This is a genomic window from Methylobacterium sp. BI1 (genome assembly GCF_056680125.1).
The window spans coordinates 4,729,060-4,751,963 of the sequence record NZ_CM155267.1; the positions used below are offsets into that span (position 1 = coordinate 4,729,060).

At 64.5% G+C, this 22,904-nt stretch carries 20 protein-coding genes and 1 tRNA gene; 15 read left to right on the forward strand and 6 right to left on the reverse strand.

Annotated features, from left to right (window positions below):
- The first annotated feature begins 96 nt into the window (after nt 1-96).
- A complete protein-coding gene (gene eat, locus AC1MGR_RS22295) occupies nt 97-1,473 on the forward strand; it encodes an ethanolamine permease (RefSeq protein ID WP_480232985.1) in 1,377 nt (458 codons plus the stop codon).
- Between the two features lie 463 nt (nt 1,474-1,936).
- Complete coding sequence (locus AC1MGR_RS22300) at nt 1,937-3,598, forward strand: glycosyltransferase 61 family protein (protein ID WP_480232986.1); 1,662 nt, start codon at nt 1,937-1,939, stop codon at nt 3,596-3,598.
- Here AC1MGR_RS22300 and AC1MGR_RS22305 read toward each other — a convergent pair.
- The 3 genes from AC1MGR_RS22305 to AC1MGR_RS22315 all read right to left on the reverse strand — a co-directional run bounded on the left by AC1MGR_RS22305 (nt 3,588) and on the right by AC1MGR_RS22315 (nt 7,205).
- Nucleotides 3,588-4,357 (reverse strand): IS5 family transposase gene (locus tag AC1MGR_RS22305; RefSeq protein ID WP_480232987.1). Its coding sequence is split into 2 segments (ribosomal slippage): nt 3,588-4,042 and nt 4,042-4,357, totalling 771 coding nucleotides; the frame shifts between segments, so codons are not numbered across the junction. The two genes, AC1MGR_RS22300 and AC1MGR_RS22305, sit on opposite strands and share 11 nt — an antisense overlap.
- A 682-nt stretch (nt 4,358-5,039) precedes the next feature.
- Nucleotides 5,040-5,498 carry a response regulator gene (locus AC1MGR_RS22310; protein ID WP_480234872.1) on the reverse strand — a complete coding sequence of 153 codons (459 nt, stop codon included), beginning with the start codon at nt 5,496-5,498 and terminating at the stop codon, nt 5,040-5,042.
- A gap of 54 nt (nt 5,499-5,552) precedes the next feature.
- Nucleotides 5,553-7,205, reverse strand: coding sequence for a sensor histidine kinase (locus AC1MGR_RS22315; protein ID WP_480232988.1), 1,653 nt, complete (start codon nt 7,203-7,205; stop codon nt 5,553-5,555).
- A gap of 382 nt (nt 7,206-7,587) precedes the next feature.
- Between AC1MGR_RS22315 and AC1MGR_RS22320 the strand changes: the two genes are divergently transcribed.
- On the forward strand, nt 7,588-8,085 hold the full coding sequence (locus AC1MGR_RS22320; protein WP_480232989.1) for a type 1 glutamine amidotransferase: 498 nt from the start codon (nt 7,588-7,590) through the stop codon (nt 8,083-8,085).
- A 392-nt stretch (nt 8,086-8,477) separates the two neighbouring features.
- On the opposite strand, the gene AC1MGR_RS22325 is transcribed toward AC1MGR_RS22320, so the two are convergent.
- Nucleotides 8,478-8,555 (reverse strand) — tRNA-OTHER (locus AC1MGR_RS22325).
- Nucleotides 8,556-8,634: 79 nt separating this feature from the next.
- On the opposite strand from AC1MGR_RS22325, the gene AC1MGR_RS22330 reads away from it, so the two are divergent.
- The 7 genes from AC1MGR_RS22330 to AC1MGR_RS22360 all read left to right on the forward strand — a co-directional run bounded on the left by AC1MGR_RS22330 (nt 8,635) and on the right by AC1MGR_RS22360 (nt 15,642).
- Nucleotides 8,635-9,951 (forward strand): tyrosine-type recombinase/integrase, encoded by a 1,317-nt coding sequence (locus AC1MGR_RS22330; RefSeq protein ID WP_480232990.1) that lies wholly within the window; start codon nt 8,635-8,637, stop codon nt 9,949-9,951.
- A complete protein-coding gene (locus AC1MGR_RS22335; RefSeq protein ID WP_480232991.1) occupies nt 9,948-10,376 on the forward strand; it encodes a hypothetical protein in 429 nt (142 codons plus the stop codon). The genes AC1MGR_RS22330 and AC1MGR_RS22335 overlap by 4 nt, the downstream gene beginning before the upstream one ends.
- 384 nt (nt 10,377-10,760) lie before the next feature.
- Complete coding sequence (locus AC1MGR_RS22340; protein ID WP_056485339.1) at nt 10,761-11,531, forward strand: hypothetical protein; 771 nt, start codon at nt 10,761-10,763, stop codon at nt 11,529-11,531.
- A gap of 102 nt (nt 11,532-11,633) precedes the next feature.
- Nucleotides 11,634-11,915 carry a hypothetical protein gene (locus AC1MGR_RS22345; RefSeq protein ID WP_480232992.1) on the forward strand — a complete coding sequence of 94 codons (282 nt, stop codon included), beginning with the start codon at nt 11,634-11,636 and terminating at the stop codon, nt 11,913-11,915.
- Between the two features lie 116 nt (nt 11,916-12,031).
- Nucleotides 12,032-14,506 carry an AAA family ATPase gene (locus tag AC1MGR_RS22350; protein ID WP_480232993.1) on the forward strand — a complete coding sequence of 825 codons (2,475 nt, stop codon included), beginning with the start codon at nt 12,032-12,034 and terminating at the stop codon, nt 14,504-14,506.
- 303 nt (nt 14,507-14,809) lie between these two features.
- Nucleotides 14,810-15,331, forward strand: a complete 522-nt coding sequence (locus AC1MGR_RS22355) for an HGGxSTG domain-containing protein (RefSeq protein ID WP_480234873.1) — start codon at nt 14,810-14,812, stop codon at nt 15,329-15,331.
- Complete coding sequence (locus AC1MGR_RS22360; RefSeq protein WP_480232994.1) at nt 15,328-15,642, forward strand: hypothetical protein; 315 nt, start codon at nt 15,328-15,330, stop codon at nt 15,640-15,642. The genes AC1MGR_RS22355 and AC1MGR_RS22360 overlap by 4 nt, the downstream gene beginning before the upstream one ends.
- Here the strand turns inward: AC1MGR_RS22360 and AC1MGR_RS22365 are convergent.
- Nucleotides 15,609-16,157: a helix-turn-helix domain-containing protein gene (locus AC1MGR_RS22365; protein WP_480232995.1), complete on the reverse strand. Its 549-nt coding sequence runs from the start codon at nt 16,155-16,157 to the stop codon at nt 15,609-15,611. The two genes, AC1MGR_RS22360 and AC1MGR_RS22365, sit on opposite strands and share 34 nt — an antisense overlap.
- 292 nt (nt 16,158-16,449) lie before the next feature.
- Here AC1MGR_RS22365 and AC1MGR_RS22370 point away from each other — a divergent pair, with 292 nt between their 5' ends.
- Nucleotides 16,450-16,824: a hypothetical protein gene (locus AC1MGR_RS22370; protein WP_480232996.1), complete on the forward strand. Its 375-nt coding sequence runs from the start codon at nt 16,450-16,452 to the stop codon at nt 16,822-16,824.
- Between the two features lie 55 nt (nt 16,825-16,879).
- Here the strand turns inward: AC1MGR_RS22370 and AC1MGR_RS22375 are convergent, their stop codons facing one another.
- Nucleotides 16,880-17,545: a recombinase family protein gene (locus AC1MGR_RS22375; protein WP_480232997.1), complete on the reverse strand. Its 666-nt coding sequence runs from the start codon at nt 17,543-17,545 to the stop codon at nt 16,880-16,882.
- Between the two features lie 672 nt (nt 17,546-18,217).
- Here AC1MGR_RS22375 and AC1MGR_RS22380 point away from each other — a divergent pair.
- The 4 genes from AC1MGR_RS22380 to AC1MGR_RS22395 all read left to right on the forward strand — a co-directional run bounded on the left by AC1MGR_RS22380 (nt 18,218) and on the right by AC1MGR_RS22395 (nt 22,884).
- Entirely contained in the window at nt 18,218-18,772 is a 555-nt protein-coding gene (locus AC1MGR_RS22380; RefSeq protein ID WP_480232998.1) for a hypothetical protein, read from the forward strand.
- Nucleotides 18,772-21,993: a hypothetical protein gene (locus AC1MGR_RS22385; protein ID WP_480232999.1), complete on the forward strand. Its 3,222-nt coding sequence runs from the start codon at nt 18,772-18,774 to the stop codon at nt 21,991-21,993. The genes AC1MGR_RS22380 and AC1MGR_RS22385 overlap by 1 nt, the downstream gene beginning before the upstream one ends.
- A 19-nt stretch (nt 21,994-22,012) precedes the next feature.
- Entirely contained in the window at nt 22,013-22,294 is a 282-nt protein-coding gene (locus AC1MGR_RS22390; RefSeq protein ID WP_480233000.1) for a hypothetical protein, read from the forward strand.
- Between the two features lie 122 nt (nt 22,295-22,416).
- The gene (locus tag AC1MGR_RS22395) at nt 22,417-22,884 is read left to right on the forward strand and encodes a Ros/MucR family transcriptional regulator (protein WP_480234874.1); all 468 of its coding nucleotides are present in this window, start codon (nt 22,417-22,419) and stop codon (nt 22,882-22,884) included.
- Nucleotides 22,885-22,904 lie beyond the last annotated feature (20 nt).

A 22,904-nucleotide genomic window follows, 5' to 3' on the forward strand; every position in this document is an offset into this window, starting at 1 on the left:
GCGCCGGGGCCGGTCGTCCACCCGCGGCGCCGGAGCGGCAGCGCTCTTGCTTGAGGCTCCCCCGCCCGCGGCGGACGACGGGACGGAGCCAGGGCGATGCAGACCGAGACGAGCAGCCTCCACAAGGGCCTGAACGCCTTCCACCTCTGGGGCATCGCGGTGGGGCTCGTCATCTCGGGCGAGTATTTCGGCTGGAGCTACGGCTGGGCTTCCGCCGGGACCATGGGCTTCCTCATCACCACCACGGCCGTGGCGGCGATGTACGTCGCCTTCATCTTCAGCTTCACCGAACTCACCACGGCGATCCCGCAGGCCGGCGGCCCCTTCGCCTACAGCCGACGGGCCTTCGGGCCGGTGGGCGGCTGCATCGCCGGCTACGCCACGCTGATCGAGTTCGTCTTCGCCCCGCCCGCCATCGCCCTGGCGATCGGCGCCTATCTCAACGTGCAGTTTCCAGGCCTCGATCCGAAGCACGCGGCCCTCGGCGCGTACCTCGTCTTCATGACCCTCAACATCGTCGGGGTTCAGATCGCCGCGACCTTCGAGCTGTTCGTCACGATCCTGGCGGTGGCCGAACTCCTGGTCTTCATGGGCGTCGTCGCTCCGGCCTTCGCCTGGTCGAACTTCGCGGCCAACGGCTGGGCGGGCGCGGACCAATTCGGCCTGCCGGCCATCGGTGGCATGTTCGCCGCCATCCCGTTCGCGATCTGGTTCTTCCTCGCCATCGAGGGCGTGGCAATGGCCGCCGAAGAGGCCAAGGACCCCAGGCGCACCATCCCTATCGCCTACATCACGGGGGTGCTGACCCTGACGGCCCTGGCCTTCGGCGTGATGATCTTCGCCGGCGGTGCGGGCGACTGGCGGAGCTTGAGCAACCTCAACGATCCCCTGCCCCAGGCGATGAAGAGCGTGGTGGGGGAATCCAGCGGCTGGCTGCACATGCTGGTCTGGCTCGGCCTGTTCGGCCTCGTCGCCTCGTTCCACGGCATCATCATGGGCTATTCGCGGCAGATCTATGCCCTGGCCCGGGCTGGCTTCCTGCCCCGCGGGCTTTCCCGCCTGCACCCGCGCTTCCGCACGCCGCACATCGCCACCCTCGCGGGGGGCGTCGTGGGGATCGCGGCGATCTACAGCGACAACTTGGTGACCATCGCGGGGCAGTCGCTGACCGCCAGCATCGTCACCATGGCGGTGTTCGGCGCGCTGGTAATGTACGGGATGAGCCTGGCGAGCCTGTTCCGGCTGCGCCGGATCGAGCCGGGCTTGGTCAGGCCCTATCGCGCGCCCCTTTACCCGGCGGCGCCCGCCTTCGCGCTCCTGATGGCCGCGATCTGCTTCGTCGCCCTGGTCGTCTACAACCCGGTGATCTTCGCGATTTTCCTCGTCCTGATGGGTCTGGCGGTGCTCGCCGCGAAAGCTCTGGCAACCCCGGCGGCCGCGGCGGGCAAGCCCGTCTATGACGCGGTGCTCTGAGGGCGTGGTCCTGGATTTCCTCGGACTTCTCATCGTTCGCCCAGTCGATGGTTGCGGCGAGGCAACGAAGCCGTTGCGGAACGGCGAAGGAAAAGCCAGCCCGCTCGCCAGCAGGACCTCAACCCCTCGGGAATGTCCCGCCACTTGACCCCGCTCAGGCGCCTCCAAAAGTTCTCTGGAAGGCGGTTTGGACATCCTTCGGGTAAGCTTCGGCCAGGGCCGCCAGTCCAGGCCCTTGAGCGTCGCCCAACGCTCCTCCGTCAGGAAAAGCGAAAATCAAGGGAGCCGACCCATTCATGGGCGCATGCCTGTGAAGGCCCTGAGGGACGTGGGGACAACAGTAACGAGCTTATCCAACCACCGGATATCTGGAAGGCTATCCCAGCTTCGGGCAGCGGTTGAAGTTGATAGTTTAGCTGCTAGAAGTTGCCTAGTCATCTCAGACACATGCGGCGGATGCCTGATGCCCTTTTTATCCTCTTTGTCATACTTCGGCGAGGCAGAAGTTAATTCGGAAAATCCCGCTGTATTACACGATGTCGATTGTGTATATGCGCCCTTCTCACGAGATGTCTTTTTCGCCAGCGATCCGTCTTGGGGCGTTTATACGACGGATGGCACTCTCATACTTGATGCAGCCTACCGACGCGGCCCAGAACTACAATTGATCGGCCAAAGCCCCTCACGCGACTTGAGCGATCGGAACCTCGATGTCGAACAGGCCGAGCACATTTATTTCGGCGCCATGATCCCGCACTACGGCCATTTTCTCGTCGGCAGCCTCGCGAGAGCCTGGTTCGCCGCTCAGCCGGACAACGTCGATCGGCCTCTGCTATGCCATTCCGACCATGCGATCCACGACCATTTTCGCGGGTATATGGGCGTTCTCACGTCCGCATTGGGCTTAAGGCCCGAACGCTTCGTGGCACCAACGAACGAGGTGCGCTTCCGGAAGCTAACGATCCCCGGTCCTGCGTTCCTCGAACAGAAACTCGCCCATGAGGCATTTCTTCCCCCCATGCGGCGGATCGGGGACGCACTGGGAAGAGGTGCTCCCTTGGCAAGCGAGCCCCGACCGGTCTGGCTTTCCAAATCCCGCATGGGTATCAATAGCGTCGCCCACATTGCAAACGAGGTCGAACTGGAAGATGTTCTTGTCTCGCTCGGATTCGATATCGTTTACCCGGAACAACTTACACTTCCGCAACAGATCGATTTATTTTCAAATCGTCAGAATATTTTTGGTTTCGCAGGTTCGGCATTTCACAATCACATCTTTTCACGGCAAAGACCTCGAATCACTTGCATAACTCTAGACAAGCTCATCAATACCAACTTTTTAATACTTGACAAACTCAATAACTCAGACACAAGATATCTCTATCCATTCGACAATATTGATAGTCTGGAAATTTCCGGCTATAGCTGCTCCCGGAAAATCAAAGATGTAAACCGGTTCGCCCAAGAGCTTTTGGAAATTTCCAGTCTCCCGACACGCAACAAAATTCCCGGACTCGCCTTTGCAGACAACTCGCTCAAGGGTTCAAATATGATTTACAACGACAATTGCTTGCCCGATCTAGCCGGAGAAAGCTATCGAGACACATTGATAAAGCTTCATCACGAACTGAGCCCCGCAGCCTATCTTGAAATCGGCACTCTGACCGGAGGAACACTGGCGCTCTCGCGATCCCCATCCATTGCAATCGATCCTAAATTCCAGATCACCTCGGAAGTGATCGGCGAAAAATCTGTGTGTCTGTTCTATCAACTCGAGAGCGACAGATTCTTTCGGGATTATACACCGAAGGCGTTGCTAGGATCCGCGCTCGATTTCACGTTCCTCGATGGCATGCATCGCTGCGAGTTTCTGCTCCGCGACTTCATGAACGCGGAACGACATTCGGCGCCGTGCGGTGTCATCGCCCTTCACGACTGCATTCCGGTCGAGATACCCATGACGGATCGAACCCAGAACGGAACACCGCCGAACGCGCCGCACAGGGGCGGCTGGTGGACCGGCGACGTCTGGAGGACGATTCTCGCGCTCAAGCGTCACCGGACAGATCTCAACATCATCTGCTTGGATTCAGCACCCACGGGACTAGGGTCTGTCATCGCTTGAGCCAATCGAGGGCCGCGGCAAGACAGAGGACGCCCATGAAGCTGACGGTCGTCTTCTCGTAGCGTGTGGCGATGGCGCGCCACTCCTTGAGCTTGGCCCAGAGGCGCTCGACCTGGTTGCGGTTGTTGTAGATCCAGTCCGGGCAGGCGACGGGTGCTTCGTGGCGCTGAGGCGGGATCGCGGGCCGCGCGCCCATGTCCCAGATGTGCTCACGAAAGGCGTGGCTGGTGTAGCCGCGGTCCCCGACGACCCACTTGGGCACACCCGGAAGCTGGTCGAGCAGCGGAACCGCATGGGGCAGTTCATGGGCCTGACCGGGCGCCAGCCGGAAGGCGATGGCGCGACCCCGTCCATCCGCGATCACGCAAGCCTTGGTGCCATAGCCGCCACGTGAGCGGCCAAGAGCTTCACGAGCATCTCGCTCGGGCCCAGATCCCCCCTTTTGGCAGCTCCCGCCGCCTTTTGGTGCGCTCGCATGTTCGTGCCGTCCAGGAACACCATCCCGAGTTGGACGCCCCGCTCCTGCACGAGGCCAAGCAGTCGCTCCCAGACGCCGGCACGGGACCAGCGGATGAAGATCTGCGCAGCGCGCCACCAGGGACCCAGATCCCCCGGAATAGCCCGCCACTTGGCCCCGTTCTGATGCCGCCAGAGGATGGCTGAGAGCGTGCGCCGAAGATCCTGTGGGGGCGTCTTGGCCTTGGGCCGGCAGGCCTCCACCAGGGGCTCCAGTTCAGACCACTGCGCGTCGCTCAGCATCACCCCTCCTGCATCAGAGAGACGAAAACGAAAGCCAAACCAATCCGTTCAGGCGACGACAGACCCTAGTGCTGATATCACGCCTGGATCCAACCTCGACGCTCCTCCATGATCGCTACGATTCGATCGTCAAAGAGATGCTGGCGATGGATCTTGCGACGATGACGGTCGCCAGATTCATGCAGGAAGTGGAGGTAACGACCACCACGGCATACCATTCGCCGGGATCCCTGGCGGCGGCCCTGCGGCGATAGCCCCCCCCCGATCCGGAAAGGCTCGGCGGGCACCCTACGGCCAGCCCGTCATCAGGTGCGCCTCGGCCGACACCGGTGCCGGCGGGGGCACTCGAACCCCCATGCCTCTCGGCTTTCGAATTCGACCCGGACGCCTCTACCATTCCACCTCGCGGGTCTGGCGGTTTACGATCCGGTGAGCTTCGCGATCCTTCTCGTTCGGATGGCGCCCGCCATTCTCGCCGCGAAGGGGCTAACGAAGCCGGCCTTGATGGTCGGCAGGCCGGTCCACGATCGGTGCTGCGAGCTCGCAATCCGGGTGGAAGTCGTCGAGGGTCGCGACGCTGCCGGAGCGCTCGGCGGATCTGGGGTGGCGAGGAGCGGCGGATAATTACAGCGGACCTGCGGGAACGCCCCACAAGCAGCCGGACGCGGATCCGATCCCCGATCTACTGAACCTTCACGCCGTTCTCGTCGATCATCTGCTGCAGATGGCGTTTGACGATGCGGGCGCTGAAGGGCTTCTCGATGAAATGCGCCAGGTCGGGCATGTCGCCGAGGACCGGGCGGGCAATTCCCGACGAGACCAGAATGGCGATGTGGGGGTATGTCCGGGCGGTTTCCCGCGCCAGGGAGAAGCCGTCCTGCGTGCCGGGCATCCGGACATCTGTGAACAGGACCGACACGTCGCGATGGCAGCGGCGCAGCAGGTCCAGGGCCTGATCGGCGGTCTGGGCCTCGAGGGTGGCGTAGCCGGCCCGCTCGAGAATATCGACGGCGTCCATGCGAATCAGACCGTCATCTTCCACCACGAGAGCGTGAGAGCCTTTGGAGGAGGTGGAGTAGGTCATGAACCTCAATGCTTCGCTGTCGAGAAAGGTCCGGCATAGCGGCCATGTTGCCGCCACTTGCCTCAAGCGACCCTCAAGTCCAGCGCTCCAAGCCGGCGGACCCTACGCGCCTTACTCCTCCGCTTCAATCCCACGCAGCGGCGCGGCCAGGTGACAGACCAGTCCCGTAGGCGCGTAGGTGGTGCGCACCGCCCCGCCCACGGCGCCGGCGAGGCCCCGCTCGATCAGGCGGGTCCCGAAGCCCCGGCGCGTCGGGGTGACGACGGCAGGCCCGCCACGCTCGGTCCAGCACAGGGACAGCATCGCTTCCGGCCCTTCGGTCTCGATGCTCCAGATCACGGCGACCGAGCCCTCGGATCGCGACAGCGCCCCGTACTTGGCCGCGTTCGTCGCCAGTTCATGGACCATCAGGGCCAGGGAAAGGGCGGCCCTGGAGCCGACCTGGACGAACGGACCGTCCAGGTGCAGCCGCTCCGACCGGGCATCGTCGTGGATCTCGAGCGCCGCGCGGATGATCGCCTCGATGCTGGCGCTCTCGCGGGTCCCGCTGAGGAGCAGGTCGTGGGCCTTGCTCATGGCGATCAGGCGGTCGGCCAGCACGTCCTGGGCGGTTTCGAGGTCGGGTGCGCTGCGCAGGGTCTGGGTGGCGATCGCCTGGACCATGGCCAGCATGTTCTTCATGCGATGGCTGAGTTCCCGATTGAGCACCGCCTGCTGCTCCTCGGCCCGGAGGCGTGCGATGCCCACCTGGACGCGATCCGCGACGTTGCGGACGAAAGCGACCTCCTCGTGCCGCCAGGTGCGCGGACCATCGCTGTGCACGAAGAACAGGCCGACGCTGCGCCCGCGCTCCCGCACCGGGACGTTGAGCATCGCGCCGACATTGATCCGCGAGAGGAGCGCGGCCGTCTCCACGGTGCGTGGATCCTCGGAGACGGCATCGACCACGAGGGTTTCCCCGCGCGACAGGCAGGGCCCGAGGGTCTCGTGGTCCATGAAGCGATGTCGCCCGACGAGGCTGTCCGAGCCGACGGTGGTCCAGTCGCGATGGATGGTGATGTGCTCGCCGGCCCCGTCGAGTTCGCCGTACCCGGTGCGGCTGGCATCGAGGGTCCGGCCGACGATCTCCGCCGCCCGGTGGGTCATCGCCGGGATCGAGGCCTCGTTCCGCAGGAAATCCCCGAGCTCGATCAGCGCGGCGCGGCGAAGCGAGGCCGCCCGGGCATAGACCTCCTCGGCCTTCACCAGGGCGATCTGCCGGCGCTCGTTGATGAGGGTCGTGACCTGACGCGCCAGGCGCCGCAGGCCGTCCGCCTGATCCTCCGTCAATCCCTCCGGGCGCGGCTGGTGATCGAGCACGCACAGGCTGCCGAGCACGTGACCGCTGGGCATCCGCAGGGGGGCGCCGGCGTAGAAGCGGATATGCGGATCGCCCGTGACCAGGGGATTCCGGGACGTGCGGGGATCGCCCGTCAGGTCGGGAATCACGAGCAGGTCGGGTTCGCTCAGGGCGTAGACGCAGACGGACGCGTTCAGGTCGGTCTCGCAGGGCGGAAAGCCGACGCGGGCCTTGAACCATTGGCGATCGCTGTCGACCAGGCTGATCAGGGCCACGGGCGATGCGCACAGCAGCCGGGCCAGCTGTACGACATCATCGAACGCCTGCTCCGGAGACGTGTCGAGGATGTCGAGCGCCGCCAGCTTAGCAAGCCGCTGCGGATCGGATGTATCTGGCCTGATACCCTGATCGAGATGATAGCTCATGAAGGGAACTTTCCCGGCGGCCAGCCGTTGTATCCTCCGTTTCGAATGAAGTCACTTAGCCCAAGTTGGCGCGTTGACGCCATGCGACAGCACCCGTGGGCGAAGACCATGTGGGCGTATTCCTGAACTGTCGCACAACGCTGGCCCGCGCGAAACCAGATCCTGCCCCGGATCTCCGCATCGATCGATCATGGCGCCGGCCGATGCCTGGAATGCGAAGGACCACCGACGCCGCGATTCGCGCGAGAAACGTAGGGCCGCGCGGGGGAAGCCCTGGTATCGGGGGACCCATGCCGGCTCAGCATCCCCAGCATGAAGATCGCGATTCTCGAAGCACCCCCCCCCGGAGTGCCTCGCCGGACGATACCCCGGCTACGGCCGGATGGCCGCCGACCGGCTCGACCCCGGGCACGAGGTCTCGGTTCTCCGGGTGAACCGGGACGACTTGCCCGCCGATCCGGACGCCTTCGACGCCACCCTGGTGACGGGCCCACCGGCCGGCGCCTACGATCTCCTGCCTTGTATCGGGACGCTGATCGGTGTCCTGCGCGCGCTCGATCCGGGAAAGCCCCTCGTAGGGATCTGCTTCGGGCATCGGGTCATGGCAGCCGCCTTCGGCGGCCGGGTCGAGAAATCGCCGAAGAGTTGGGGGATCGGGCTGCACACCTATGCCATCCATGAGACGGCGGACTGGAGGGACGGGCCGCCGCAGGTGTCCGTCCCAGCCATCCACCAGGACCAGGTGGTGGCCACACCGCCGGCGAGCCGAACGCTGGCGGGCAACGCCTTCACCCCCACGGCATCCTCGCCTATTCCGAGCGGCGCGCCCTGTCGTTCCAGTGTCATCCGGAATTCACGACCGACTATGCCCGCACCCTGATCGCCGGCCACCGCCCGAACGACCTCGACGCGACTGTCCGCGCGCGAGCCCTGGCCTCCCTCGATGCGCCGGCCGACGGCGCACGCGTCGACGGATGGATCCGGCGATTCCTCGAAGAGTCTGCCGAACCATGCTTGGGCGCCTCCACCCAGAGTTCAAGGCCGTGATAGCCTCCCCGACGAACGGAATTCGACAAGATGAGCCGAACGATATTTTGATGCACCAGGCAGCGACGCAATAGGCCGGATGGAAACGCTCATCTGGCGACCAGGTCCCAGCTTTGCGGTCAAACAAACCCAAACCGTATTGGACCCCGCTCCGTACAGCGGCTGCCGGCAGCCTGTCTTCAGAGAAGAGCGGACGACACGTTCACATCGACGATTATGAGCTTATGGCGCACCCGACACGATTCGAACGTGTGACCTTTGCCTTCGGAGGGCAATTGATAGTCAAATAAGACGTACAGGCACGATCTAGTACGCTCTTGTTGCTAAACTTATTCGTCCTCAGTAACCTGTCCCCTGTGTGAGACGTAGTGTGGGACGCCCGATGGCGAAGGCTTTGCCGATTGATACGGCCGCGAAACGGTCGAAGCTCCCGTCCCGCAAAAACCCGTACTGGCATGGCGTGTCCGGCGGGCGCGGCGGCGTCTCGCTTGGCTACCGGAAGCCGGAGAAAGGCGGGGGGACTTGGGTCGCGAAGCTCGTCATCGACGGCAAGCGGATTGAGGAGCGGATCGCACCGGCCGATGATGCTCGCAGCACTGCAGACGCGATCACATACCCGGCTGCGGTAACAGCAGCGCTGGCGTGGGCGAGACAGCAGTTTGCCCGTCTCGAAGCGGCCGCAGACGCCGAAGAAACCTCTAGGGCTCCGACTGTACGATCGGCGGTGACCAACTATGCTGCAGGTCGGAAGGCGAGAACCGAGCGCGCAGGGCGAAACGCCGAAGGCAGGTTGGCGAAGTACGTGCTTGCCGACGAGACTTTTGCAAGCACGCATCTGTCGCGGCTCACGGCGGGGGTGATTCTAGCCTGGCGCCGAACGTTACCGACGCGCTTGGCGCCCTCCACCATCAATCGGCTGCTGAATGACCTGCGGGCCGCGCTGAACAGCGATGCCGAAGTGCACCGCCGAGGCTTACCGGCTGGGTTGGTGGGTGAGATCAAGAGCGGCACCAAGGCTACGCCCACGCCGTCTAACGCCCGGAAGCAGATCCTCACGGATGCCGCCGTCCGACGGATCGTCGAATCAGCATGCGCCGTAGATCCGACCGGTGACTTCGGCAATCTCGTCATGGTCTCGGCTGCGACGGGCGCGCGGTTCTCGCAGATCGCTCGGCTGACGGTAGGAGACGTCCAGATCGATCGTCTTCGCATCATGGTCCCGACCTCTCGCAAGGGACGATCTGTGAAGCCGACGGAGCATATCGCTGTCCCCGTAGGGGCAGACGTGCTGTCTCGCCTCGGGCCAATTCTGCGCGATCGAAGCTCGCGCGAGCCGCTGCTTCTCCGCTGGACGCACAGGGCGACGGATCAGCCTGGACGTTGGGAACGGGATGGCCGACGAGCGTGGCGTGAGGCTTACGAGGTCGACAAGCTCTGGGCGGCGACGATCTCTGCGGCAGCCGTCCCGGCAGACACGGTAATGCTCTCGCTGCGTCATAGTTCGATCGTCCGAGGCCTCCGTGCTGGCCTGCCAGTCCGCTTGGTCGGTGCCCTCCATGACACGAGCGTCCAGATGATCGAGCAGCACTACGCGGCCTTTATCGTCGACGCGACGGAAGAGCTCGCTCGACGGGCTGTGATGTCGCTCGGCTCGATGAACACCCAAGACCCAATTCAGGTCGGCGCGGTGGCAGCGTGAGCCGGGACGCCGAGGCTCTCCTTCGCGAATGGGCCATTCTGCAAGGGCTAGACCCTGACCCGGTGATCAGAGATTTCAGGCATGGCGGCCCACTCGCCAAGTTGGTGCGCAGCGTGCTTTCAGCAGCGCCGCAGCTCAAGCGCGGCAGGAGAGTCGATATCCAAGAGAACTGGCGACGGTTCGTGCTTGTCGTGATGGCGAAACGACGTCTGTCTTCCGGCCTCGATACGGGTGCACCGGACGAATTCCATCTCGCGGCACAGTTGGATCAGCGCGACGATTGGGAGGGAGACCCCGGCCTGAAGCGACCGGAGATGTACAGGGCTACCTACCGCCGCATGTCGCGTCATGGGTGGCAGGACGAGCACGTCCCGAAGGGCTTAGGTGCTTTCTACGCTCCACCGCCTGATTTGACGGACAAATAACCCCCACAATTCTGTCCCGTGACCCTCCCTGTCCGTCCTGTTTGTCTCTGTCCATCGACACTATGGACAGAACGGACAGATGATGCCCCTGCCTTCGAACTCTCAGCCGCGAAAGTCGGAAACGATCCCCTGGGATCAACGCCCTCATCTTCGGATGACCGTGACCACGGATGTTACCGGTCTATCCCCCACGACAATCTACAGGTTGGCTGCGGAAGGTAAGCTGACCCTGAAACGCATTGCAGGCCGCGTCGTGGTCGAGACGCCGGGTGTCGTCGCGTTGGTGCAGAACGCCGAGCCCTGGAGGCCAGGAAAGCGCGGTGGCGCTGCGAGATCGAAGCGGGCCGAAGTCGCTCGTGCGAACCTGCGATAGGGGGCGGCGTCATGAACAACCGACGCCACTACTCCTCCTTCGCCAAGAAGCCTGTGCCGGGCACGGTTTTCGAGTTCCACGTCGCCGCGACGGAGATCTGCGACGAAGAGCCGATGCTGTCGATCGGGTGGTCCCCGGTGCCAGACAGCGAAGATATGTCGCCCCAGGTGCGGAGCTTCTGGAAGCGACACAACCCACTCCTGGTTCTGATCGGCAAGCAGATCGAGGACGAGGCGGTCGCGAAGCTTGCGGCAGCTGGTGTGCCGGCATCGAAGCTGACACCGCCGTTTTCACCGGAAGTCGAAGCCCTGGTCGCAGACTACGTCCGCGGCGCACGTCACGGCTTCTTGCTGAAAGATGAGACGTTCAAGCGCCCGCCGGCAACGAGATCGGATCTTAGCCCCCTGCCGCCCCATCACCGGGTGATCGTCGGCGCCTGGCTCGGCCGTGGAGGCTCGACGAAGGCCGCCGAGGCGCTGAACGGCGGATTGCCCACGGGCGTTCAAGGCGGTCTCGATCGCAATCACATCGACCGGGTGATGCACGCCTTCAAACGCCTGCCCGGTCGTACGAAAATCGTCTTACAGGCAGAAATTCTGCTGTGTTCGACGAGCTTCCTCGGACTGGAACGCGTGCGACTGGATGCCAGCCGGCGCCCCGAGTTCAAGGGAATCCGGGGCCGTGAGCTGGCTGAGGCAATCCACGAGAGCCGTGATCTCTGGAGCGTCATGGATCGGGCCGTGTCGACGATCCCGCGCTCGCAGATCCCGAACGTCGCCTGATCGACAGACGCGCGATTCGCGGCCTGCTCAGAGCATCTCGTATCGCGCGCAAAGCCTCGTCAGTCTGCCTGCTTCCATTCCGCCAAATCAGCAGGACCGCGCATGCCCGCAATTTCGAACGATCTCGAATTCTGGCGCGAGCGTACTTCGCTCTCCGTCCGCGAGACCGCAGCTGTCTTCCGCCGATCCACCTCATGGGTCCGCGACCGCATTACCGATCGCAGCTTGGCAGTCCTTCACTCTCCTGTCCGCAGTCCGACCGAAATCACCGTCAGCAGCATCGCCGCACTGATCGATCGGCTCGGCCCTGAAGGAGTGCAGATCAGCCGACCGCGCCGTCGCGGCGCCTACCTCAGACTGATCGTCGACAACACAAACTCTTGAAAAACGGCCGGTCGCCCTGGCAGGGGCGCCGGCCGGAAAGGTCTCAAATGGCTAATGGAAGCATAAGCGCGTCGACACCGTCGACGCAACAGCTCGGGGACATCGTTGGAAATTTGATGAACGGGCACGCTCCGTCGGCTGTGCTGGCGCCGATAGCGCAAGAGCATCGGGCAGTCGAATTTTTAATGAGCTTGGACCCCACCGGCTGGCACAATCTTGTCCTCGGCGGTCAGGATTGGCCCGGTAAGACGTTCAAGCCGGGCGACCGCGCTGGCATCGATGCCTGGCTAAAAGAGCACGACGGCAAGCGGAACATCTACTTTCACGTCAACGAACCAGTCCCTGGAGCTCCGGACAAAAAGCTGAGCAAAGAACACATCGCCAACCTTCGCGCGATCTGTGCGGATCGTGATCTCGAACCGCACGAGCCGCTCGAAAGCGGAAAGGCGCGCCTTGCGGCTCTCGCTGCGGACATCAATTCCCAGATCCCTGCCACGTACACGCTTGATAGCGGGGGCGGCGTCCAATTCTTCTGGTGCCTGAAGGAGAAAGTGCTGGCCGCTGACAAGCAGCCGTGGGCAGAGGCTCAGAACCGCGGCATGGCGGGTCTGGTCGGCGGGGATGCGGTCATCGACATCAACCGCATCATGCGACTGCCGTTCACGCAGAATATCCCGAGCGTCAAGAAGCTGTCGTGGGGGCGTGCCCAGTGCGAAGCTCGCGTCATCGATAGGCGGCATGTGGCCTATACGCCGAACCAACTTGCGAATGCGGTTCCCCCGATCATCAAGCCCGCGGAAGATCTCAGCGGAGCCGTCGCGGAGGCGGCGGAGGCAATGGACCTCGGCGAGGCCGGGCAGTGTGAAAGCCTTGACGTCCTCCCGGGAGACCTATCGGAGCGGCTGAAGGCGGCACGGACGACGAACCGGAAGCTCGATGCACTTCTCCGGGACGGTCCGACCGCCAAGGGCGAAGGCGATGTTTCTCCATCCGGACTGCGCGCCTCGTTGGTGGCGCACCTGTCTCTGGCCGGATTTAAGGCACAGGATTACGCCTGCATCATCCACGCTTGGCCGCCGGGCTGGCCGGCTGTTCACGGCATCGACGGCCTCGACGAGCGCACGCTCGCTCGCGACTGGGGCCGGTGTAGAGTGGCTCCACAGACCGCTTCCGAAAAGTGGTTCGACCCTGATGCAATCACGCCGCCTTCTTCACTTGCCTCCACGGCAACGACGTCACCGGATTTGAACGCGGGAGCTGCGCCACCTCCCAAAGCACTGCCGATCACGCGCAAACCTGACGTTTCGACGATTCCAACCCGGCAATGGCTCATCGAGCCGCTGCTGCCGCTCGGCGACGTTGCACAGCTCGTTGGCGAGCCTGCGATCAACAAATCGACCTTTGCCTTGCTGGTCGCATTCTCCGTCGCGACCGGCGAGGGGAAACACCTCTGTGGCACCGGTAACAGCTCGCCCTTGAAGCTCCGCAGCAGCGGCCCCGTGCTGGTCTACAACGCGGAAGACAGCCACGCCGAAATGCAGCGCCGGCTCACTGCATCAATGAACCGTTTCGGTGTCGAAGAACTGCGCCACCCGATCATCCTCTGGTCAGGCCTAGATCACGGTGAGATCGTGATCGTGCATCGCGAAGGCGGCGGTGCGAACTCACCGGTGAAGCGCGCTCCGGGTGCCGGCGAACTCGAAGCGTACATCAAGGAGCACGGGGTCAAACTGGTGATTCTAGATCCCCAGGTCAGCCTGTCCCGCGGGCTTTCAGAGAATGACACCGATGACATGAACGCGCTGACGCAAGAGCTCGCGCGTATGGCCGCACGCCTGCAAATCTCGATTCAGCTTGTTCATCACACTTCCAAGACAACGCGTGAAAAGGCGGGCGACATGGGCGCCGGCCGCGGCGCCTTTGCGCAGGCGGGTAAATTCCGGAGCATGACCACGCTGACCCACGTGGGTAAGGAAGAGGCTGAGGCGCTCGGCGGCCTACCCCATGACTTTGTATGTCTCACCTTCGCGAAGGTGAGCCACAGCCGCAAACCAACCACGCCGCTTATCTATAGGCGCATGTCCGTCCCGGTCGGAAATGGGCGCCTGAGCATGCCGACGGCGAGCGACCTGTTCAGCGATGATCCGGTTCTCATGGGCGACTACGCTCCGGTTCTGGAGTTGGTCGACCTTGCGTCTAGCCGCCCGCACGTAGGCCAACCTGATCCAACGGCAGAGGCGCGCAACCGAGCCGACCGAATCGGGCAAGCCGTCGTTCACGTGATGCATGATCGATCCGACGTGCGTCTGACGGACATTCTGTCCGACCTGTGCGAGCGCCTCTGTCAGGTTGGCGTCTCACGATCCAAGGATCGCTCTCACATCATAGGCTTGGTCACCAGGGCCGTCGGCGCCGAGATGACAGTCACAGTTGACGGACAAAATGTCCGGCTGCGTGCTTACCAGAGCGGCGTAGGCGTCAAAGCGCCGTGGCACGTCGCCTTAAGCCCGGTCGAAACAGCCGAGCCAACGCATCGCTACTCAGGCAATGCGGATGATGCGAACGATGCGAAATCGGACGTGTTCGCATGACCCTCATCGTTGAAATTGTTGACCAATTTGCGCTGGAGGGGGCGATGCGAGCCATGCGAGCTGCGGAGGTCAATTTGCATCGGAAAAAAGCTCAATGATTTCAACGATGGGGGTCATGCGAACGATGGGACTCTTACAGAGAGGGGAGGCGCTATCGCGCGCCCTCCCATGTAATCGTAGGCCGGGCAGGATCTTCGAAAGTCGCATAGCTCACGGGGCCGCAACGTGAAGCGGGGTTTCGGGACGAACGCGCCTGCATCGCCTCGCCAAATTGCCTGGCGTCGCTCGGCCCGCTTCCGGGCGATGGGTCGGGCCGCATGCCTACGCTTCAACGCCCTCCACAGGTCGAGGCCGAAGTGCGAAGCCACTAAGCGTTCGGACGGCCAGCCTTGCCAGAACCCGCCAATGGCGAACGGTTCGGGCCGGTGCCGGCTCCATGGCGGCGCAAGCCCTCGACAGGATCAATGGCACGTCACCCAACTCCCACCGGTCGACACAGAGCGGTTCGAACGGAAGCTGACCGACGTGAGCCGGCGGGCACGGAAGCTGGCGAAGCGTCTCGCTGCGATGACGCCAGAACAGCGGGAGCGCTACGACCGCTGGCGACGCACGCACAAGCCGGGATCGGCCAGCGCACGGTCGGCGGCGCGATACCGGGCGGCGCAGGACAACGCTATCGCCGAGATCTTGGCGCGGCCGGAGGCGCCGGGCGCCAACGCCGCAAAGATCGCCGAGGTGGAAGGGTTGGTCGCGCGGCTGAAGCGAGAGCAACCCGTGGCGGCGATTCAGATCGCAGTGACATACAGCGAAGGGATATTCGGATGAGCCAGCACACGCATGAGATGACGCCGGCACAAGTCCGCCGGCACCTTCGGGAACGGATGGAGACGGAAGGGGCGCTCCTCGCCTACGAAACCGCCGTCGCGATCTGTCGCGACACGCGTGCGCCGGCGACCGCGAAGGCCTCGGCCCTCAAGGCGCTGTTGTACGTCGGCGGCTACGACGGCAAGCCTGCGCCCGATCGCGACAAGCCAATTTCCGAGATGACGCTGCAGGATACGGAGGCACTAATCGCCCTGCTGCAGGGCCAGGCGCCCCTTGATCAAGATGAGGGCGGATCGGACCTTTTCGACTGACGGCGCGTACTCCGCGGCTTTCGCGTCTTTCTGCTACGGCGTTTCGGTTCTGCGTTAGGATCGCGCCCCGCCTTTTCCGCTTTCACCCGAGCTGCGGCCTCTTTCTGTGCTGACGCCGCCTCCTGTTTCTCCAATTCATACCGGGCTATCATGCCGCGCCTTCGAGCTCGTACCATTCCTGGACGATGCATGAAGGGCTCGATCATTTTTCTGATTTGTGGCGTCGAGGATAGCTTACCTCCATTGCGCTTCGCCATAGCTTGGAGCGTGAGCTCCACCTCATCGTAAGCTATGTCTTCGGCTGATCTGATATCGGGGATAGCTGGTGAGGCACTCTCGCAGCCGTGTCTGAGCTTGCCCGCGATGTAAGCGTTCAAAGCTTCCTCCGGCACCAGCAGCGGTCGACCGGGCAGGAACGTCAAATCACCATCGAGGCAGAGGCGCTGAACCTTCGCCACGGTGCAACGAAGGCGCGACGCGACCTCGTCAAGCGTCAAGAGAACGATCTGGCTCATAAAGCGCTTGCATATAGCCTCCACTTCCGAGAGTCACGCAAGCATATGTCCAATGTGTCGATGGACAAAATAGACATATGACTGTGGTTCCATTCTGATAAACTGTGATGTAAGTAGTTTTAAGGGGTCTGAAACACCTCGCGGTCACATAAACGAACCTGCGGGTCCGGGGTCTTCACGCGAATGTCCAAGGCGAAAGCCTAAAGGCGTGCAAGGGCCGACGTGACCGGTGTTTCAAACCCCGGATCTGCAACAACCGCCTGAAACGCGGTTCCCGGAGTCACGATCTATCATGGGCACCAACAGCAACGTGCTGCACCTCGCAGCGCAGTCGAACACGCTCGACCTACTCACACACCCCCTCACCGCGGGCGGCCTGTACCCGGGCTATCTGGTCCCCGGATACCCTGACTTGGACGGGGAGGAGCCGTCCCCGAACTCCTCGATTGAGGTGCTCGTCCACCAGGACCAGGCCCCGGCATTTACGGCCGAGGCCGACGCCCTCGGCGAAGCTGCCGGCCTCCCGCATCCCGTGTGTGATGTCGCCACCGACCACGGGGGCGGCACATGGCGCCTTATCGAGGTCGTCGGCCCTCGCGCGCTGATCCTGGAGCTGATGCAGATGGCGCAGCGCCACGGATGCAAGCGCGTGCTGTTCCCGGCATAGGCGCCTGCCGGAATAGAGACCCGAGGGGCGCCCTGACCGGCGCCCCTTTCGCGTTTCAGCCCTCGGCGCCGGAGATGACCCGTCCGACGGCCACGTGCGACAGCCGAACACCCTGTTCTGCGAGCCAAGCCGAGATTGCACGGAGGCTATGGGTCTTCCTGCGCTCGATGATCTGAGCGATGAATTCGTGCTCGCCCACGCGGGGCACCAGCACGGCCTCCTTGCCCTGACCGACGACATCATAGCCGAAAGGGCGGGACCCGCCGATGTGGCCCCCCTTAGCCTTTTTGGCCGCCTTGCCGTCCGAGGTGCGCTCCCGAATGCGTTCGCGCTCGAATTCGGCCATGAGGGCGAGCATCCCGAAGAACATCCGGCTCATGCCGTTGTTGGTCACAGGCTCTGTTCCCATGTCGATCAGGTAGAGGTTGATCTCGTTCGCCTTAAACCAGTCGGCCTGGGACAGAGCATCGGTGGCGTTGCGGAACACGCGGTCCAGCTTGGTCACGATGACATTGTCACCGGCCTTCAGACCAGACAGGAGAGCTTTGCCACCCTCGCGGTCACCGAGCGAAATGGAGCCGGAGCACACATCCTCGAAGAACGTCACGCTCCCCAGATCCTGCATCATGGCAAGGCCAGTGATCTTCATGGCTTGGTGATCAAGGGACGTGCCGTCTTCCTGACCGTCCGTCGACACCCGCTTGTAGCCGTAGGTGGTCATTGGCTGTAACCCTCAATTTTGTGGCAACAGCTTTACAATATGGATGCAGGGGGGGTAAAGCCCTTTTGAGAGCATTACAAAATGATCGGATTTATCCGGCTCGGAGCGCGATGACGTTCGACCCAGGCTCCCTGTGACCCACGAGGCGTTTTGACGGCCTCGGTGGGATCGGAGCCAGAATCGCAGCCGGGATGGGCCGTAGTGCATCCTCAAGCTCAATTGCAGTTAGCCGCGCATCATCCAGCACCCCAGCGAGGCGCACGGCCAGCGCGGGCGTGAGTTCGACCTGGCGAATCGTCTCGGCGACCGCATCGAGGGTGGAGCGAAGGACAAGGGCGCGCATGTCGGCCGGAAGGCACATCGGGTCGATCTCCTGTGGCAAGCCGACATTGTGCGCCCGCCGACACGCTGGGCCAATGGGCTGCGTTGCCTTGCTGACCCGGTGGTGGCTAGCCGGACCCCACCCTTGGGTACCGGTCACAACGGCGTTCCGAGAACCGCGTCAGACGGCCAACGAAAAATGCCGCCGCCGAAAAACTCGGCTCTCCAGTGGCGCCGACTATCATAAGGGCAGCCATGCGCGCGAATTCCAGCCCATAGATCCCGCCTATTATCGCGCACATGGCGCCCATACGGTTTGGCATCAATTTTCGGATGAAAGCCCGATCGCCAATGGCAGGCTTCGCGACAGACGCCCTCTTCCAGGAAGGCCCGGACGATCCGGACTTCGACGAGCCGGCGCCGCCCTCTCGCGCTGAGGAGGAGCTCGACTACAAGGTTTTCGACCTTCGCAAGCACCTGATGCAGATCGCCGGTGGCGACAACCTGCCCTGGGCTCTCGACCACGCACTCGGATGCCTCCGGTCCCATGTGCTTGATCGCAAGGGCTTGCGGCCGTCGGGAGATGACCGGGACGAATTGCTCGGCGTCATGGCGAACGCGCTGGCCGGCGCGATCGAGCATCTGCCGGCGAGCTACGACCGGGGCAAGATCCGGCTTGGCATGAACGCCGCCCGCGGTTTGGTCATCTACTGGGCGGAAACGGACGCGTCACGGGTGCAGCGGCATCCGCATGTTCTCCCCGATCTCCTCGCATACGCCGCGCTGCTGCGGAACGATGCGCGCAGCATGACCCTGGTCGAAGAGATCCGGGAGCGGGCCAGCCGTCGCCGAAACGATCTGCTGGCGGGGATCCATCAAGCATTCGGCAACGAAGGAGCCGCGTGATGGAAACGAACGCCCGAACCGCCTTCGATCCGGCGCTGAACCGGCTCCTCGTTGACCGGATCATGGGCCGGCCGGCATCCGCACCGGCCCCGGCCCATTCCGCCGATCCATGGAGCGCCCTTCCCGACGCTCCACAGGCCCCCGCGAAGCCCGTCGACCCCTTCGCCGAATTCCCCGACGCGCCGCAGGCCGCAGCGGCGTCCAAACCAGCCCGCCTCATCGACTTCGAAGGCCGTCGCATCAGCGTTCCGGGCGATGCCACTGACGACGAGATCAGGGAGATCCTGTCGACACCGCCGGCCGCAGCGATGCCGCCGGCCCCCGGCATCATCGAAGTCGAGGCGCCCGACGGCAGCATCGTCGAGTTCCCGGCCGGCACGTCCGACGATGTGATGTCGAAGGCCATGCGCGACACGTTCGGCGGCCCGACGCCACGTGTGACGCCTCCCGCGGCCCCGGCCGAGGCCGGCGGCTTCCTGTCGACGGTCGGCGGCCTGGCGAAGGCCGGCGCACAAGGCGTGGTGTCCGGCTTGAACATGCTGGCCGACGCGCCGGTCCAGGCGGTGAACCAGGCGCCGCGGCTCCTCAACATCAACGGCGCCCTGGTCAACAAGATTATGGGCCGCGAGGTCGTGCCGTCCTTCGGGCCGATCAGCGACAAGCCGCTCCTGCCCTCCGACATCATCCAGGCCGGCCCTCGCGCGGCCGGCGCCCGCGAGTACCAGCCGCAAGGCACGGCCGAGCGCATCGTGAACCGCGTCGGCCAGGAAGTCGGCGCCTCGGCCGTTCCCGCGGCCGGCGCGCTCGTCGCGGGTAGCCGCCTCGGTGTTCAGGGCGCTCGGGCGCTGGCAACGAGCGAGAACCCGCTCGCCGCCCTGGCCTACGGCCCGGTGGAGGCCGCGGCCGCGAACCCGTCCGGCATGCTGACGCGCGAGGCCCTCGGCGCTGGTGCGGCCGGGACCGGGGCCGGCATCGCCAACGAAGCCGCCCGCGCCGTCACCGGCGACGACGTGAACCCGATCTCGGATCTGGCCGGTTCGGCCGCCGGCGTCAGTGCCCTCGCCATGGCCAAGCCGATCCTCGGCGCCGTCGGCTCGCTCGCCTCGGCCGCGCGCGGTTCGACGCGCTTCGCCGACGACGTCGCCCGCGAGGCCGTCGCCCACGAAATCATCGCCAATTCCGGCCATGCGCAAGCGCAGGTCGCCAGCGGCATCGACCGCGGCGCCATCGATGCGCAGCCGCTGGCCGACCAGCTCCGGCGGCCAGCGGCTGCGGAATCGACCATCCCGGGCTATCGCTCCGACATCGCGGACCGGTCCGGCGACCCCGGGCTGGCCGCCTACGTGTTCGGCCATACGGCCGCCAACCCCGGCCTCGACACGGTGAGGCGCGCCGCGAACCAGCAAGCCATCGGCGACCGCATGGCCGAGCTGGCGCCGACCGGCTCGTCCGGCCAGTTTCGCGCCGATCTGCAGGGCGGCGTCGACCGGCAAGTTGCCGCGGTCGAGACTCAGGCCGAGATCGCGCAGCGGACCCTCGACGAGCACGCGCAGCGCCTGACCGCCACCATGACGGGTGAAGCGCGCGGCGCGGATATCCGTGCCGCCCTGGCGCGCGCGGCCGACGAGGCCCGCGCCGGCGTGCGGCAGGCCTACGAGCCGATCAATCGGGCGACCGCGAGTGTGGACGTGGCGCCGCTGGCCGAGCGCTTCAGCGGGATTGACGAGGGCCTTAGCGTGGCCGAGCGCCAGCGTTTCCGCCCGGCCGAAGCCAGCATCCCGGATCGGCTGATCGGGCCGGCCGAGGCCGCCGGGCCGGTCGATACCGGCATTCTCGACGCCTCGGGCCGCCCCATCACCCGCGAGCCGGCGCCGGGCAACAGCCGACAGCCGCTCCGGGAGGTCACGGGGCTGCGCTCGGCCCTGACGGACGATGCGCGCGCCGCACGCACGGCCAACCGCCCGGCCGAAGCCCGCATCATCGACCAGCACGTGACCGCGCTCGACGAGTACCTCGACCAGGCCGTCCCGGAGGGCCTGCGGGGTCAGTACGATGCGGCGCGCGCGGCCCGGCGGGACTTCGCCGATCGGTTCGAGCGGCCGCAGAACGCGGTGGCGCAGGTGCTCGGCGAGCGCCAGGGCGTCTACGATGTGCCCGACAGCGGCGTCGCGCCCCGGTTCGCGCAGTCCGAGGAAGGCCGCCTCTCCGATCTCCAACAGCTTATGCGCGAGGCTGGCGGCGATGCGCGCGTGCGTCCAGCTCTGCGGGATCAGTTCCTGGCCAACATCAGGGATCGCGGCCTGCTCGACCGGCCGGACCAGCTCAGCGCCTATCTGGATCGGCACGCGACCTTGCTCGACCAGCTGCCCGGCTTGCGCGACGAGATCGCCGCCGGCGGCCAGGCCAGCCGCACGGCAGCGGAAGCGCGCGGCGCGGCCGATGCGACCCGGCGCGATCTCACGACCCCGGGCCGTTCGCCGGAGGCCGCCTATCTCCGCTACGATGAGGCCGGGACGGTTCGCTCGATGCGCACGGTGCTCGGCGCGGCCAAGCCGGCGGAAGCGGCCGAGCGGCTCTTGGCGACGGCCGGCACGAACCCGGAGCACGCCAGAGCGGCGTTCTGGAAGGCGCTGAAGGACCGGGCCACGGTCGACGGCGGGGTCAACCAGCCGAAGCAGATCAGCGGCCGGCGGGGCAATGACTTCCTGAACGACCCGCAGACAAAGGCCGTGGCCGAGGTGCTGTACCGCGACAAGCCGGAGCAGCTCCGGGACATCACGGACGTGTTCGATGCGCTGGCCGGCTCGAACAGCGCCACCCGCGCCCGGCGGCCCGGATCCTCGGGTACGGCGCAGGGCATGAGGGCCGGCTATGACGCCGCCTTGTCAGCCGCTTCGATCTCAAGCCGTCTGCGCAGCGTCCACCGCGGCCAGCTCTCGCCGACCATCGCGGGCATTGATCTCCTGGCGACGTACCTGCGCAGGAAGTCGGCGCAGATCCAGTCCGGCTCGATATCGCGGCTGCGCGACGAGGTGGTTCAGAACCCGGAACTCGCGGCCCGTCTCCTGGAAGACTACAATCCCGCGACCTACTCGGCCAAGCGCCGGGAACTGCAGACGGCCTTCGGGGCGCGCGCCACCACAGCCATTCGGTTGTTCGACGAGGCCCACGACGAACAGGAGCGGCCGCAGGTGGCGGCTGTTCGCCGTGAGCCTCGTTGAGGGAAGTGCCAGGCGGTCGATGACCTACAGCCTGCACCGCCTCGCGCCCGGTAGCTACGATCTCTATCTCGACGGCGAGATCGTCGGCGGCGTGGTTCGCGATGTTGCGACTGGCAGCGACGCCCCCGTCTGGCATGCCGAACTGCTGGGCGATCCACCGCTGGCCAGACGGCCGGATCCGTTCAGCAAGGTCGACCACACCTTCGGCACGCTCGACGCCGTTTTGGCGTGGCTTGGAGGTGCAGCCATAGCCGACGACCCTCTGGCCGCTCAGCCGTTGAGAATTCGAGAACTTCGCTGAGGCGAACTATCCGCTGAGTGCACGTCAGACATGTAATCGAGCAAAAGTGGATGCCTTCGCTTGATTACTGGTCTTAGATCATCGATATGACCATTGCGGGGGCGCAGAAATCAAAGAGCATTATGACTGAGAATTTAGATTTCCAATCGACTGATTTCCTTGATCTGACCGGCGATATCGTCTCTGCCTATGTGTCGAACAACCCTGTTCGTCCTTCCGATCTGCCAGACCTGATCCGGAACGTCTACGGCGCTCTCAGCGGTCTCGACAACGGGACCGCGAAAGCCGCAGCTGAGTTCGAGGTCGAAAAGCCTTCGGCAGCTCAGATCCGCAAGTCGGTGACACCCGAGGGCATCGTCAGCTTCCTTGATGGCAGGACCTACAAGACCCTGAAGCGACACCTCAGCACCCACGGTCTGGATCCGCAGAGCTACCGAGCTCGCTTCGGTTTGTCTGCCGACTATCCGATGGTCGCCCCGGAATACGCTGCGCGTCGTTCCGAGCTTGCGAAGTCGATCGGCCTCGGCCGGACCGCTGATCGGGGCGCGGACGAGCAATCGTCGGGACGGGGCCGCGCGAAGGCTGCGTAACGCGGGCGAGGCTGCGACGA

What these genes read in the sequence shown, in the direction of transcription:
- eat (WP_480232985.1), top strand. Translation starts at nt 97, where the DNA reads ATGCAGACCGAGACGAGCAGCCTCCACAAGGGCCTGAACGCCTTCCAC.
- AC1MGR_RS22300 (WP_480232986.1), top strand. Translation starts at nt 1,937, where the DNA reads ATGCCCTTTTTATCCTCTTTGTCATACTTCGGCGAGGCAGAAGTTAAT.
- AC1MGR_RS22315 (WP_480232988.1), bottom strand. Translation starts at nt 7,205, where the DNA reads ATGAGCTATCATCTCGATCAGGGTATCAGGCCAGATACATCCGATCCG.
- AC1MGR_RS22320 (WP_480232989.1), top strand. Translation starts at nt 7,588, where the DNA reads ATGGCCGCCGACCGGCTCGACCCCGGGCACGAGGTCTCGGTTCTCCGG.
- AC1MGR_RS22330 (WP_480232990.1), top strand. Translation starts at nt 8,635, where the DNA reads ATGGCGAAGGCTTTGCCGATTGATACGGCCGCGAAACGGTCGAAGCTC.
- AC1MGR_RS22340 (WP_056485339.1), top strand. Translation starts at nt 10,761, where the DNA reads ATGAACAACCGACGCCACTACTCCTCCTTCGCCAAGAAGCCTGTGCCG.
- AC1MGR_RS22345 (WP_480232992.1), top strand. Translation starts at nt 11,634, where the DNA reads ATGCCCGCAATTTCGAACGATCTCGAATTCTGGCGCGAGCGTACTTCG.
- AC1MGR_RS22350 (WP_480232993.1), top strand. Translation starts at nt 12,032, where the DNA reads ATGAACGGGCACGCTCCGTCGGCTGTGCTGGCGCCGATAGCGCAAGAG.
- AC1MGR_RS22355 (WP_480234873.1), top strand. Translation starts at nt 14,810, where the DNA reads ATGGGTCGGGCCGCATGCCTACGCTTCAACGCCCTCCACAGGTCGAGG.
- AC1MGR_RS22360 (WP_480232994.1), top strand. Translation starts at nt 15,328, where the DNA reads ATGAGCCAGCACACGCATGAGATGACGCCGGCACAAGTCCGCCGGCAC.
- AC1MGR_RS22365 (WP_480232995.1), bottom strand. Translation starts at nt 16,157, where the DNA reads ATGAGCCAGATCGTTCTCTTGACGCTTGACGAGGTCGCGTCGCGCCTT.
- AC1MGR_RS22370 (WP_480232996.1), top strand. Translation starts at nt 16,450, where the DNA reads ATGGGCACCAACAGCAACGTGCTGCACCTCGCAGCGCAGTCGAACACG.
- AC1MGR_RS22375 (WP_480232997.1), bottom strand. Translation starts at nt 17,545, where the DNA reads ATGACCACCTACGGCTACAAGCGGGTGTCGACGGACGGTCAGGAAGAC.
- AC1MGR_RS22380 (WP_480232998.1), top strand. Translation starts at nt 18,218, where the DNA reads ATGGCAGGCTTCGCGACAGACGCCCTCTTCCAGGAAGGCCCGGACGAT.
- AC1MGR_RS22385 (WP_480232999.1), top strand. Translation starts at nt 18,772, where the DNA reads ATGGAAACGAACGCCCGAACCGCCTTCGATCCGGCGCTGAACCGGCTC.
- AC1MGR_RS22390 (WP_480233000.1), top strand. Translation starts at nt 22,013, where the DNA reads ATGACCTACAGCCTGCACCGCCTCGCGCCCGGTAGCTACGATCTCTAT.
- AC1MGR_RS22395 (WP_480234874.1), top strand. Translation starts at nt 22,417, where the DNA reads ATGACTGAGAATTTAGATTTCCAATCGACTGATTTCCTTGATCTGACC.